Annotated in this window: 13 protein-coding genes; 12 read left to right on the forward strand and 1 reads right to left on the reverse strand. The window is 46.7% G+C overall.

Annotated elements, in window-relative coordinates:
- The first annotated feature begins 21 nt into the window (after positions 1-21).
- From D791_RS04345 to rpoS, 9 genes are all read left to right on the forward strand, one after another.
- Positions 22-1650 carry a CTP synthase gene (locus tag D791_RS04345; protein ID WP_036508300.1) on the forward strand — a complete coding sequence of 543 codons (1629 nt, stop codon included), beginning with the start codon at positions 22-24 and terminating at the stop codon, positions 1648-1650.
- 35 nt (positions 1651-1685) lie between these two features.
- Positions 1686-2981 (forward strand): phosphopyruvate hydratase, encoded by a 1296-nt coding sequence (eno, locus tag D791_RS04350; protein ID WP_036508303.1) that lies wholly within the window; start codon positions 1686-1688, stop codon positions 2979-2981.
- Between the two features lie 78 nt (positions 2982-3059).
- Positions 3060-3359 (forward strand): cell division protein FtsB, encoded by a 300-nt coding sequence (gene ftsB / locus D791_RS04355; RefSeq protein WP_036508306.1) that lies wholly within the window; start codon positions 3060-3062, stop codon positions 3357-3359.
- Entirely contained in the window at positions 3356-4423 is a 1068-nt protein-coding gene (gene truD / locus D791_RS04360) for a tRNA pseudouridine(13) synthase TruD (protein ID WP_036508308.1), read from the forward strand. The genes ftsB and truD overlap by 4 nt, the downstream gene beginning before the upstream one ends.
- A gap of 55 nt (positions 4424-4478) precedes the next feature.
- The gene (gene surE / locus D791_RS04365) at positions 4479-5234 is read left to right on the forward strand and encodes a 5'/3'-nucleotidase SurE (protein WP_036508311.1); all 756 of its coding nucleotides are present in this window, start codon (positions 4479-4481) and stop codon (positions 5232-5234) included.
- Between the two features lie 26 nt (positions 5235-5260).
- Positions 5261-5896 carry a protein-L-isoaspartate(D-aspartate) O-methyltransferase gene (locus D791_RS04370; protein ID WP_081763740.1) on the forward strand — a complete coding sequence of 212 codons (636 nt, stop codon included), beginning with the start codon at positions 5261-5263 and terminating at the stop codon, positions 5894-5896.
- Positions 5897-5911: 15 nt separating this feature from the next.
- Positions 5912-6829, forward strand: coding sequence for a polyprenyl-phosphate transporter (locus D791_RS04375; RefSeq protein WP_036508317.1), 918 nt, complete (start codon positions 5912-5914; stop codon positions 6827-6829).
- A 17-nt stretch (positions 6830-6846) separates the two neighbouring features.
- Positions 6847-7767 (forward strand): peptidoglycan DD-metalloendopeptidase family protein, encoded by a 921-nt coding sequence (locus D791_RS04380; protein WP_036508320.1) that lies wholly within the window; start codon positions 6847-6849, stop codon positions 7765-7767.
- A gap of 72 nt (positions 7768-7839) precedes the next feature.
- Positions 7840-8838, forward strand: a complete 999-nt coding sequence (rpoS, locus tag D791_RS04385; protein ID WP_036508669.1) for an RNA polymerase sigma factor RpoS — start codon at positions 7840-7842, stop codon at positions 8836-8838.
- A gap of 57 nt (positions 8839-8895) precedes the next feature.
- Here the strand turns inward: rpoS and mutS are convergent, their stop codons facing one another.
- Positions 8896-11481, reverse strand: a complete 2586-nt coding sequence (gene mutS / locus D791_RS04390) for a DNA mismatch repair protein MutS (protein WP_036508323.1) — start codon at positions 11479-11481, stop codon at positions 8896-8898.
- 98 nt (positions 11482-11579) lie between these two features.
- Between mutS and D791_RS04395 the strand changes: the two genes are divergently transcribed.
- The 3 genes from D791_RS04395 to D791_RS04405 all read left to right on the forward strand — a co-directional run bounded on the left by D791_RS04395 (position 11580) and on the right by D791_RS04405 (position 13718).
- Positions 11580-12062: a CinA family protein gene (locus tag D791_RS04395; protein WP_036508325.1), complete on the forward strand. Its 483-nt coding sequence runs from the start codon at positions 11580-11582 to the stop codon at positions 12060-12062.
- An 81-nt stretch (positions 12063-12143) separates the two neighbouring features.
- Complete coding sequence (gene recA, locus D791_RS04400) at positions 12144-13187, forward strand: recombinase RecA (RefSeq protein ID WP_036508328.1); 1044 nt, start codon at positions 12144-12146, stop codon at positions 13185-13187.
- A 69-nt stretch (positions 13188-13256) separates the two neighbouring features.
- Complete coding sequence (locus D791_RS04405; RefSeq protein WP_036508331.1) at positions 13257-13718, forward strand: regulatory protein RecX; 462 nt, start codon at positions 13257-13259, stop codon at positions 13716-13718.
- The last annotated feature ends 49 nt before the right edge of the window (positions 13719-13767 follow it).

The raw sequence follows: 13767 nt of genomic DNA on the forward strand, positions 1-13767 counted from the left end.
CATGATTTTTACAGGTTTTGCATGACGCGCTATATATTCGTCACCGGCGGTGTAGTGTCCTCTTTGGGCAAAGGTATTGCTTCAGCCTCACTGGCAGCCATTCTTGAAGCACGTGGCCTAAGGGTTACTATGTTAAAGCTCGATCCATATATCAATGTGGACCCGGGTACTATGAGCCCCTTTCAACACGGTGAGGTGTTCGTTACTGATGATGGCGCTGAAACAGACTTAGATCTGGGTCACTACGAGCGTTTTATTCGGACAACGATGACCCGCCGTAATAACTTCACAACAGGTCGTGTGTATCAGCATGTCCTGAAAAAAGAACGTCGTGGTGATTACCTTGGCGGGACTGTGCAGGTTATTCCTCACATCACAGATGAAATTAAACGTCGTGTTGTTGAAGGTGCAAGTGGTGCTGAAATCGCACTGGTTGAAATCGGCGGAACGGTTGGTGACATAGAGTCCTTGCCATTCCTTGAAGCGGTTCGACAGCTTAGAATCGAGGTGGGAGCCGCCAATGCGTTATTCATGCATTTGACGCTTGTTCCTTATATTGCGACAGCTGGAGAAACGAAAACCAAGCCGTCTCAGCACTCTGTGAAAGAGCTGCGTTCAATTGGTATTCAGCCGGATATTCTGGTTTGTCGTTCAGAGCAACCTTTGCCTGTGTCGGCAAGGCGTAAATTGGCGATGTTCACCAACGTTGAAGAGCGCGCGGTTGTTTCCTTGCCGGATGCAAAATCAATTTATGCCATCCCTCAGTTGTTGGCTGAGCAGGGTGTGGACGATATTGTGATTGATCGCTTCCGTCTCGACTGCCCACCTGCTGACTTGAGTGAGTGGGATCGTGTGTCTGACAGCTTCCTAAATCCGGATGGAGAAGTCACCATTGCGATGGTGGGCAAGTACATGGAGCTGTTAGATGCCTACAAGTCCCTGATCGAAGCCATTACACATGCAGGTATAGCACTGCGTCGTAAAGTTAAAATTGAATACATTGATTCTGAGCGTGTTGAACGTGAAGGTGTTGATATATTAAAAGGCGCGTCGGCTATTCTGGTTCCAGGTGGCTTTGGCGAGCGTGGCGTCGAAGGTAAAATTCTGGCAGCTCGCTATGCGCGAGAAAATAAAGTGCCTTATCTGGGGATTTGCCTTGGAATGCAGGTTGCTGTTATCGAGTTTGCTCGACATGTTGCAGGCCTAGAAGGCGCAAACTCAACAGAGTTCAATAAACAGTCGGCTCATCCAGTTGTAGGATTAATCACAGAGTGGGTTGATCTTGATGGTAATGTTGAGCAGAGAACCGCTGATACGGATCTCGGTGGAACCATGCGTCTAGGTGCGCAGGTTTGCCATTTGATTCCGGGCTCTAAATCGGCTGAAGTCTATGGCGCAACCGAAATTCGTGAGCGCCATCGTCATCGTTATGAGGTCAATAATCACTATGTTCCATTATTAGAAGCGGCTGGGCTAATAATTGCTGGGCGTTCTGCTGATGGTGAGCTAGTTGAAGTCGTTGAGGTGCCAGACCATCCGTGGTTTGTCGCGTGCCAGTTCCATCCGGAGTTTACTTCAACCCCGCGTTATGGGCATGGCTTGTTTACAGGATTTATTAAAGCCGCTCTGGAATACCAGTCGCAGGATTAATTTTCAGTTAAAACAAAAATCGGAGAATGATACATATGGCAAAGATTGCTGATATCAAAGCGCGTGAAGTGCTTGATTCGCGTGGCAACCCGACGGTAGAAGCAGATGTGATTTTAGCGTCTGGTGTTGTGGGAACTGCGTGTGCTCCCTCTGGAGCGTCGACCGGTTCACGCGAAGCGCTTGAGTTGCGTGATGGTGATAAGTCACGCTACATGGGCAAAGGTGTCTTAAAGGCAGTTGCTGCTGTGAATAACGCTATCCGTGATGCTTTGCTGGGAATGGATGCAACTGAACAGCGTGCCATCGACAACAAAATGCTTGAACTCGATGGTACGGACAATAAGTCTGTTTTGGGTGCAAATGCTATTCTGGCCGTTTCGTTGGCTGCAGCTAAAGCCGCCGCTGCAGAAAAAGGCATTCCTCTCTACGCACACATTGCAGAGATTAATGGCACACCAGGCCAGTTTTCCATGCCTGTCCCCATGATGAATATTCTCAATGGTGGCGAACATGCGGATAATAACGTCGATATTCAAGAGTTCATGGTTCAGCCAGTCAACTTTACGTCCTTTAGTGAAGGTCTGCGTTGCGGTACAGAAATTTTTCATTCATTGAAAGCTGTTCTTAAAAATCGTGGTTTGAGTACAGCGGTTGGCGATGAAGGCGGTTTTGCTCCAAACTTAGGCTCAAATGAAGAAGCCTTGGTTGTTATACGTGAAGCAATTGAAAAAGCTGGCTATGAGTTGGGTAAGGATGTCACACTTGCCCTGGATTGTGCAGCGTCCGAATTTTACAAAGCAGGTCAGTACGATTTATCAGGTGAAGGCAAAGTCTTTGACTCATCAGCCTTTGCTGATTACCTTAAGTCTTTGTCCGAAAAATATCCAATTGTATCAATCGAAGATGGTATGGATGAATCGGATTGGGCAGGTTGGGCTGATTTAACCCGTAAAATTGGCGATAAAGTACAGCTCGTTGGCGATGATCTATTTGTAACCAATACCAAGATTCTCGCTGAAGGGATCGAAAAAGGCATTGCGAACTCAATTCTGATTAAGTTCAATCAGATCGGTACGTTGTCTGAAACCCTAGATGCAATTCGTATGGCAAAAGCGGCGGGCTTTACAGCCGTTATTTCGCATCGTTCTGGTGAAACGGAAGACACGACCATCGCTGATCTTGCGGTGGGTACGGCAGCAGGACAGATTAAAACTGGCTCGTTGTGCCGTTCTGACCGTGTGGCTAAGTATAACCGTTTGTTGCGTATTGAAGCTGAATTAGGTGATAAGGCTGTTTACAATGGCTTGGCCGAGATTAAAGGACAAGCTTGATTTATCCTAGGATGAACCAAAAAGGGAAGGGGGCTTAGCCCCCTTTTCTGTGGTTATTGAAAGAGACTGAGGTCATTAGTGTTTCGTTGGCTCTTAATAATACTGGTGTTGATGCTAGCAGGATTGCAGTACCGCCTGTGGCTCGGAGATCCCAACCTGCGTCAGGTGTGGTATCTTGAGGAGCAAATACAGAAACAAAAACGTGAAAATCAGCAGTTGACTGAGCGTAACCACCGGCTAGAAGCAGAGGTTGCCGATCTTAAGTCAGGCTTGCGTGCGATTGAAGAGCGTGCAAGAAGCGAAATGGGATTGATCAAAGAGGGTGAAACCTTTTTTCAGTTAATTGAACCTCGTCCAGAACAGGTACGCAAGCGATGAGCCTTCTCCCACAGTTATTATCCAGATCTGAAGCTTGGTTGTGGGGGAAACCCATTTCCGCTGCACGAATTCGAGAACAGCCCAGTGATTTTTGTGTTGAGGAAATACTAGGGTTTGAGCCTGATGGGGAAGGAGAACATGTGTTTGTTCTTATTCAGAAAACAGGTGAAAATACGGAATGGGTCGCAAGACAGTTGGCAAAGTTCACAGGGACGAACCCTCGCGACATAGGGTATGCGGGTAAAAAAGACCGACATGCGATTACACAGCAGTGGTTTAGTTTTAAGCATCCTATTAAAGCGCCGCCCATTCGGTGGTCGTTATTCGAAACATCAACCATTAAAGTGCTTCAGCATACCCGACACGGTCGAAAACTGAAAACAGGTGTTTTGCAAGGCAATCGCTTTGAATTGTTGTTGCGCAATGTAACCGAGCCTCTTGCTTTAGTTGAGCGTTTCAAAGCCATACAGAAGGCTGGTGTCCCTAATTACTTTGGTGAACAGCGTTTTGGTCAAGCCTATGGCAATATTACCCAAGGTGAGGCGTTGCTGGCGGGTGTGTTAAAAGAACGGCAAAGCCATAAGCGTGGTTTGTATATTTCGGCTTTACGCTCTGCGCTTTTTAACCAAATTGTATCTGAACGTATCCTGCAGCATCGCTGGGAAACGGTACAGATTGGTGATGTGCTCATGTTACCTAGCAGTCAAAGTTGCTTTGTGGTCGAGCAAGGGATGTCAAATATGGCCGCTCGTTTAGCAGCCGGAGAGTTGAGTCATACGGCGCCAATGTGGGGTGCTGGGGAACTCATGACACAAGGCGTAGCTGCTGATTTCGAGAAGTCCATCGTGAGTGAATGGCAAGCATGGGCCGATGCGCTTGAGACGTTAGGTCTGCGTCAAGAAAGACGGCGTGCACGATTAATGCCTGAATTTGCTGAACTTAATCAGGTTACAGAGAGTCAGTTCCGTGTTACCTTTTCGTTGCCAGCCGGCTCATTTGCAACCAGCGTGCTGAGAGAGTTGTGCCTGGTAGAGAATAGCCAGCAGGTAGAACTGGCAGAATAATAAATGACTTAAGTGTATACAGCGGATGTGCTTGATTGCACACATGAGAGAAGTGATGAGAATATTGGTCTCAAACGATGATGGAGTTTATGCTCCAGGGTTGGCATCCTTGGCGAGAGCCTTAGCAAGGGATGCGGATATATGTGTGGTTGCGCCCGATCGAAATCGAAGCGGTGCCAGTAACTCCTTAACCCTTGACCGCCCATTAGAAGCCTATCAGCACTCCAGTGGGTTTTTTAGTATTAATGGAACTCCGACCGATTGCGTTCATTTAGGACGGTCGGGTTTGTTTCAAGAAGGCTTTATACCCGATATTGTGGTGTCAGGTATTAATGCAGGTGCTAACTTAGGCGATGATGTTTTGTATTCGGGCACCGTTGCTGCTGCAACGGAAGGTCGAACGTGTCGCTTACCACCGATTGCCGTGTCTATGGATAGTTTTCATCCAAAACATTATGATACCGCTGCGGAAATTGTTCGTAATTTAGTGCAGAAATTAGACAGGTTAGTTGTTGCACCAAGAACTGTTCTTAATATTAATGTTCCAGATGTTCCCATAGATCAAATTAAAGGGATTCACGTTACTCGATTAGGGCACCGATTAGCAGCTGATTTGCCAGTCGAAACCTTCGATCCTAGAGGGCGAGTGAGGTATTGGATTGCAGGAGCGGGTGCTGCAGCTGATCGTGAACCCGGAACGGATTTTTATGCAGTAGAACAGGGGTATGTTTCAATTACACCTGTGCAGATAGACATGACGCATTATTCGGGTATGGATAATCTGGCGTGTTGGCTTGAGGACCTTGTGTGACCGATTTAGATCTTCAGGGGATTGGAATGACATCACGAAGAACGCGAGAGCGGATGATTGCTCGTCTTCGTGAACAGGGCATCAAAGACGAGCGTGTGCTGGAGGTTCTTTTGGCCACACCTCGTCATTTATTTCTTGATGAAGCGTTAGCGCATCGTGCGTACGAAGATACCGCGCTCCCCATTGGCTTTAATCAAACAATCTCCCAGCCGTATATTGTTGCGCGTATGACCGAAATACTGTTGGCTGCAGGCCCGCTAAAAAAAGTGTTGGAGGTTGGAACTGGCTCTGGATATCAGACAGCTGTTTTAGCCAGTCTCGTGCACCAAGTGTGTAGTGTCGAACGCATTCGCCCTTTACAGGATCGTGCGCGTCAAAAACTGCAAAGGCTTAAGATATTTAATGTCATGATGCGCCATTCCGATGGTGGCATGGGGTGGCCTGAACAGGGGCCATTTGATGGTATTTTGGTAACGGCAGCACCCGAAGAAGTACCTGAAGAGTTATTAGAACAGTTAGCGATAGACGGTAGGCTGGTGATTCCTGTGGGTGGTAATCGACAGCAGTTGAAACTTGTTATACGCAAAGAAGCGCGTGTATTTGAAACACGTGTGCTTGAAGATGTTAACTTTGTGCCGCTGTTAAGTGGAACAATACGCTGACTAGGAAGTAGGTTTATGCAGCGAACAATAGCCGATTATTTGGCATTGGTAGGAAAAGGAATGTTGATGGGAGCCGCTGATGCTGTTCCTGGAGTGTCCGGTGGAACGGTAGCGTTTATCACAGGTATTTATGAAGAACTCATTGAAAGCATCCGCCGATTTAATCTTCAAGCGCTGTCCCTATTATTTAAAGAAGGGCCTGTGGCTGTTTGGCGTTATGTGAATGGCTCTTTTTTGATAACCCTTATTTTTGGGATTGTCCTAAGCCTGCTTACACTGGCAAGGATAGTTTTATATCTACTTGAGGAGCATCCTGTCTTACTTTGGTCATTTTTCTTTGGCTTAATACTCGCATCCACTTGGAGTGTTATTCGCCATACGAATAAATTGGATTTTCGAGTTGTCGGTATTTTTCTGCTAGGTGTTTGTATCGCTTATGTGGTGACCTCAATGTCACCTAGCCAAGTGACACCGAGTGTTTGGTTGGTGTTTTTTTCAGGAATGATTGCGATTTGCGCGATGATATTGCCGGGTATCTCCGGAAGTTTTATTTTGTTGTTAATGGGGATGTATGCGCCTGTTTTAACAGCGGTTAAAGACTTTCAGCTTGGCTTTATAGGCTTGTTTTTAGCGGGCTGTGTGGTGGGCATTATGAGCTTTTCTCGAGTTTTAAGCTGGGCATTCCACCATCATAAAGTCGCAACCCTGTCACTTCTGGGTGGATTCATGTTGGGGTCATTAAACAAAGTATGGCCTTGGAAATATACGCTCTCATATAGTATAAATCGGCATGGGGAAGAAGTTCCTTTACTGCAAAGGAATGTGCTACCAGAGACGTTTTTTGAAATGACTGGGCAAGACCCTTATACATTAGGTGCGCTTGCTTTAATGATACTCGGTATTGGCTTAGTGGTTCTGCTGGATCGTCGCTGAATCTTAATGGAGCAACTGTGGGAAAACGCTTAGGTGCATTATCATTTGTTCTAATGTTCGCTCTTTTGGCAGGCTGTGGAAGAGGGTTTGCACCTGTTACCGATCAGTCTTTAGGTGCGAGAGGTGCTGCAAATACACAAACATCATCGCGTCCAGCTCCCTTAGCGAACCCTGGAACCTATACGGTCAAGCAAGGGGATACCCTTTACTCTATCTCTTGGCGATATGGGCTGGATTATCGAGAGGTTGCGCGTTGGAATTCAATTGATCAACGCTACCGTATTTATCCAGGCCAAGTGCTAAGGTTGACCAACACGGGATCATCGACCACGCAAGTAGCGGCATCAGCGCCAGCTCGTCAGGCTGCTCCTGTTGCATCAACAGCGTCTAGGCCTGCAGCGCCTGCAACGCAAACGTCGAGTGGCAATGCTTCTCCCCGTACTGCCTCGGCGCAGCAACCCCCCGTACAAACACCCCCATCAGCACCGCCACCTCAAACAACGGCTAGCACGGCGACATCAACGACGGCCGCGTCAAGTGCATCGGCTGCGACATCCACAGCGGGGGGCGTCCGGTGGCAGTGGCCTGCATCGGGAAATATTATCCGGCGTTTCTCTGATCGAGAGGGAGGTAACAAGGGGGTCGATATTGATGGTAAGATGGGTGACCCAATCCTTGCGGCGGCAGATGGTCGAGTTGTGTATGCGGGTAGTGGTTTGCTTGGCTATGGAAACTTAGTGATCATTAATCATAATCAACAGTTTCTTAGCGCATATGCGCATAACAGTCGCATTCTAGTGAGTGAAAATGATACTGTAAAAGCTGGAAGTAAAATAGCCGAGATGGGGAATTCGGGCACTGACCGTGTTCAGCTACACTTTGAGATCCGTCGAGACGGTAAACCCGTAGATCCATTAACCTATCTGCCAAGACGATAACAATAACAACACAATAATGATAAACAGGTATACCCTGATTGCTGGCTTAGTAAGGATTAAAACATGGTTTCGATGAATGATAGCGATAAGTTCGATGAAGAGTTTATTTTGGATGCGGATCTAGAAGATAGTGACTCTGATGATGATCTTGATCTAGATTCCAGTGACGATGGTAGCGACTTTATCGATAGCGGACGAGGACGAGGTACTAAGGCGCATGAGGATCTGATGAGTGCGCGAAGTCTAGATGCAACTCAAATGTACCTAAATGAAATTGGATTTTCGCCCTTACTATCGGCTGAAGAAGAGGTGCACTTTTCAAGATTAGCCTTAAAGGGTGATGATGCAGCACGCAAACGCATGATTGAAAGCAACTTACGTTTAGTTGTTAAAATTGCCCGTCGTTACATTAACCGTGGATTAACATTGCTGGATCTTATTGAGGAAGGTAACCTAGGACTGATTCGAGCCGTCGAAAAGTTTGATCCTGAGCGAGGTTTTCGCTTTTCAACCTATGCAACTTGGTGGATTCGTCAAACCATCGAGCGTGCAATTATGAACCAAACGCGCACTATTCGTCTCCCTATTCATGTTGTTAAAGAGCTCAACCTTTATCTTAGAGCCTCTCGTCAGTTGGCTCAAAAATTAGATCATGAACCCACCTCTGAAGAAATCGCGGCGTTGGTCGACCGTCCTGTTGAAAGTGTTGAGCGTATGCTTGGTTTGAATGAGCGGGTGACCTCTGTGGATACGCCAGCTGGAGGAGGAAGTGATAAGCCGCTGCTGGATACGATCGCAGACGTCGACTCTGCTGACCCCGAAGTTTTACTCCAAACGAATAACATCAGTGGTAACCTAAACCGTTGGTTAGATATGTTACCGACTAAGCATTCAGAGGTGTTATCAAGACGTTTTGGTTTGCGTGGATATGAAATCAGCACTCTTGAAGAGGTGGGCAATGAAATTGGCCTAACGCGCGAACGTGTTAGGCAAATTCAAGTTGAAGGGCTGCGCAAGCTTAGAGATATTGTCGAGAAAAATGGCCTTACCGAAGAAGATTTGCTCCAGTAAGCATCCTATTCAACTGACTCAGATAGCTTAGATGCATTCTGAGTCAGTTGTCGTGTTTTAACACAATTTCTTTAGCTCGTTTAACAGCACTAATGCCTCAATCGGTGTCAGATTGTTAGGGTTTATTTCGGCTAATTTTTCCTCAACTTGGCTCTTGGTTGAAAATAAATCAACCTGGCAGGGCTCATGAACCTTAGTGCTCGTCTGCGGCGCAGCTTGGTGAGACTTGGATTCAATTTCAAGTTGATGAAGCTTTAATCGTGCAGACTCAATCACACTGGTCGGCACCCCTGCGAGCTGTGCAACTTGTAAACCGTAGCTTTGACTGGCAGCACCCTCTTTGACTTCATGCATGAACACGATGCGGTCTTGATGTTCGATCGCAGTTAAGTGAATGTTAGCAACTCCAGAAAGCTGCTCTGCCAGTAATGTCAATTCAAAGTAGTGAGTGGCAAATAGCACGAAGGCTTTGGTCCTGTAGGCCAAGTATTCTGCACAAGACCACGCCAACGAGAGCCCATCAAACGTGCTTGTTCCTCTCCCAACTTCGTCCATCAAGACCAGACTGCGTACTGTCGCATTATGTAAAATATTCGCCGTTTCATTCATCTCGACCATGAAGGTTGAACGTCCCCCTGCTAAGTCATCTGACGACCCCATCCGGGTGAAAATACGATCGACTAAGCCTATCTCTGCTGAGTGAGCGGGTACATAGCTGCCAATATGCGCCATTAATACAATTAAGGCTGTTTGGCGCATATAGGTAGATTTACCGCCCATGTTAGGGCCTGTGATAATCAACATGTGACGTGTGTCATGAAGATTGATTGAGTTAGCGACAAAAGGAGACGACGTCGTTGATTCCACCACTGGGTGACGGCCTTCTGAAATGGATAGGATACGATCTTCCGAAAGCTGCGGCGCAACATAATTAAGATGATAGGCTCTATCGGCCAGGCTGTTCAATAAGTCCAGCTCTGCTAACGCTGAAGCGGAAAGTTGCAGAGGGCCTAGCTGCTGTTGCAAAAGGGTCAGTAGCCCCTCGTAGAGCTCTTTCTCGCGCGCCAATGCTCTCCCTTTGGCGCTCAGTGCTTTATCCTCAAAGGCTTTGAGTTCTGGGGTAATGTAGCGCTCTGCATTTTTTAATGTTTGGCGGCGAATGTAATCGGCAGGTACTTGAGCGGCTTGATTGCGACTGAGCTCAATGTAGTAGCCATGCACACGGTTATACCCGACCTTTAAGGTTGCAAGTCCTGTGCGCTCCCGCTCCCGCTGCTCCAGTTCAAGCAAATACCCGCCTGCATTTTCACTTAATGCACGCAGTTCATCGAGTTCTGCATCATAGCCCTCGGCAATGACGCCGCCATCTCTAATGACAACGGGAGGAGCATCGGTCACCGCTTGTGAGAGTAGCGTCGCTAGATCAGGAAAATCACTGATTTGTTCAGCTAAATCTTGCAATAAGGGAGCGTCTGTTTTTTGTAGAAGCCGCTGTACGAGGGGTAAAGCTTGAAGACTGTGTCTCAGTCTTTCTAGATCTCTGGGTCGTGCTGAACCTAGAGCCACCCGAGATAAAATGCGTTCTGTATCGCCGATAGGCTTAAGCGCTTCAGAGATCGCTTCAAAATGTAAATCCTCCAAGCACCATCTAATGGCATCTTGACGTGACTTTAATCTTGCCAAATCACGCAGAGGGCGATGTAACCATCGCTTTAGCAAACGACTGCCCATTGCCGTGCAAGTAGTGTCGAGCACAGCTGCAAGTGTGTTTTCGCGTCCACCCTGTAGATTTTGATCCAATTCGAGGTTCTTACGCGTGGCGCCATCAAGTTGGACGGCTTCGTTGCGCTGCTCAATTTGTATTCTGCGAATATGAGGAAGTTGGCTGCGTTGAGTGTCACGTGCATACTGTAATAAACAGCCTGCCGCCGCGATACCCGCATGCATATCTTGGCAACCAAATCCGCTTAAATCTTTAACTTTAAATTGATCGCATAGAAGTTTTTGGCAAGTTTCGTTATCGAAGTACCAAGGTGGTTGAATTCTGACCCCTTTTCGGCTTTGGATTAAAGGAAAGATGGAGGGACTATCGCTGCACAGTAGTTCGGCGGGCTGAAGTCGTTCAATTTCACTTAGCAGACCTTCCTCACTATCGAGCTCAAGTAAACTAAAGCGTCCAGAGCTAAGATCCAGCAACGCAATCCCGTAGCGTGTGTTTTGAAAGTACGCAGCGACCAAAAGATTGTCACGGGACTCATCCAGAAAAGCCTCATCCGTAAGTGTACCCGGTGTAACAATGCGAGCGACTTGGCGGTCGACAGGGCCTTTGCTGGTGGCGGGATCACCGACTTGTTCACAAATAACAACCGATTCACCTTGGCGGACAAGTCTGGCAATATATCCCTCAGCCGCATGATACGGAACTCCGGCCATAGGGATAGGTTGGCCGTCCGATTTCCCTCTTGCCGTTAACGAGATATCGAGCAAAGCAGAGGCGCGTTTGGCATCATCGTAAAAGAGTTCATAAAAATCACCCATACGATAAAACAGTATTTGATGAGGGTGTTCTGCTTTTATGCGCAGATACTGCTTCATCATAGGGGTATGATTATCGGAAATGCTGGCTGGGAGTGAAGAAGTCATTGTGCCCTTAAAGGTTGAAAAATCAAAAGTCGTCTGTAACTGAGTTAAGCTTCTATTCTAAGATAAAAGTTCAACAGAGCGTATAGGAGAAAAATCCGATGCATATAAAAAAACTCGCTGCCGAGGTTGGAGAGTTGCTTCGTGAGTATCAGGCGCATGTTTCCACAGCTGAGTCTTGCACGGGTGGAGGGATCGCTCAGGCAATTACATCGACTCCGGGTTCTTCTGCTTGGTATGAATACGGTTTTGTCACCTATTCAAATACGGCTAAAACCCAGCTTTTAGGGGTAAATGATGCATTAATTCAAGCAAAAGGCGCCGTGAGTGAAGATGTCGTTAAAGCGATGGCGGAGGGGGCCTTGCAGAAAAGTGGTGCTGATATTTCTGTGGCCGTCAGTGGTGTTGCTGGACCGGATGGTGGAACACCTATGAAACCAGTAGGTACAGTATGGTTGGCTTGGGCGATGAAAGGGCAGCCAACGAGAACCTGCCTGAGTTTTTTTCAAGGGGATCGTGATAGTATCCGTGAGCAAACAGTTATTCAGGCACTTGAAGGAATTCTTGCTTATTTGCCGCGATGACTTGCAATCTTGAAAAGTTATGAAATAATACTGTTCAGATATACAGTATTTTAGATTAAGCATCCTTACATGAGGTTCGCAATGGACGAAAATAGAAAGAAAGCCCTTGATGTCGCACTGTCTCAAATTGAACGTCAGTTCGGAAAAGGGGCGGTGATGCGTATGGGTGATCAGCCAAGAGAAGTGATCCCCAGTGTTTCAACGGGATCATTAGGGTTGGATATCGCATTAGGACTAGGAGGTCTGCCTTATGGACGTATCGTTGAAATTTACGGTCCTGAGTCGTCAGGTAAAACAACGCTAACGTTACAGGTTATTGCTGAAGCACAAAAGCAGGGTAAAACCTGTGCCTTCGTAGATGCTGAACATGCATTGGATCCTATTTATGCCGAAAAATTAGGAGTTGATGTTGACTCACTGCTGGTCTCTCAACCGGATACAGGTGAGCAAGCATTAGAAATCACCGACATGTTGGTACGTTCAAATGCTGTTGATGTCATTGTCGTTGACTCGGTCGCAGCCTTAACGCCAAAAGCTGAAATTGAAGGCGAAATGGGTGACTCCCACATGGGCTTGCAGGCACGATTGATGTCACAGGCGTTGCGTAAGCTCACGGGGAGTGTAAAAAACGCGAATACTTTATTGATTTTCATCAACCAGATTCGTATGAAAATTGGTGTTATGTTTGGTAGCCCTGAAACGACAACTGGCGGTAATGCGTTGAAGTTTTATGCATCTGTTCGTTTGGATATTCGTCGTATAGGCTCAGTGAAGCAAGGCGAGGAAGTCGTGGGCAGTGAAACGCGCGTTAAGGTTGTGAAAAACAAAGTTTCACCTCCTTTTAAACAAGCTGAATTCCAAATCATGTATGGCAGTGGAATCTACCATATGGGTGAAGTTATTGATTTGGGTGTTAAAGAAAAACTGATTGATAAAGCGGGTGCTTGGTATGCTTATAAGGGCGATAAAATTGGGCAGGGCAAAGCCAATGCCGCACGTTATCTCGAAGAGCATCCTGAAATAGCAGCTGAGGTTGAAGCTGAAATACGCCGTCGTTTGCTCACTGGATCAGATGTCAAACAGTCAGACATGGATACCGAAACAGAAGCGGATTTAGACTCTTAATCTCATACGCTAGAACGCATGTCAGTTCTAGCGTTGATTGCGTCACACCTCTCAGACAGGAGGCAGGATATGTCCTCGGAACTTAACGCACAGGAATTGCGTTACAAAATTATTAGCTTGCTGGCTCGCCGTGAGTATTCACGTGCCGAGTTAAGCAAGCGTCTTCAATCGCAAACCTCCGATATTCATGTATTACATTCTGTGTTGGATCAATTAGCCGAAGATGGCTATCAAAGCGACTACCGCTTTACCGAAATGTTTATCCGAAACCGATTGGGTCAATGTTACGGTGAAGCACGCATACGCTACGAGCTTCGTCAAAAAGGAATTGAGGAGGAGTTGGTTGATACGATTCTAGGTGAGTTTGACCCCGATTGGTTTGAACTTGCAAAAACTTTAGCGAATAAACGGTTTACACTTACCGAAAATCCACCCGCTAAAGACTACGCTAAATGTATGAGGTATCTTTTAAATCATGGGTTTAGTTACGATCAGGCGCGGGAAAGTTTAAAACGTCAAGTAATTGACTAGGCTTTTTAAAATTTATCGTACATTTTAGAAGGATTCGATATAATATCGG

The sequence above is a fragment of the Nitrincola nitratireducens genome (assembly GCF_000585235.1).
Lineage (GTDB): Bacteria > Pseudomonadota > Gammaproteobacteria > Pseudomonadales > Balneatricaceae > Nitrincola > Nitrincola alkalisediminis.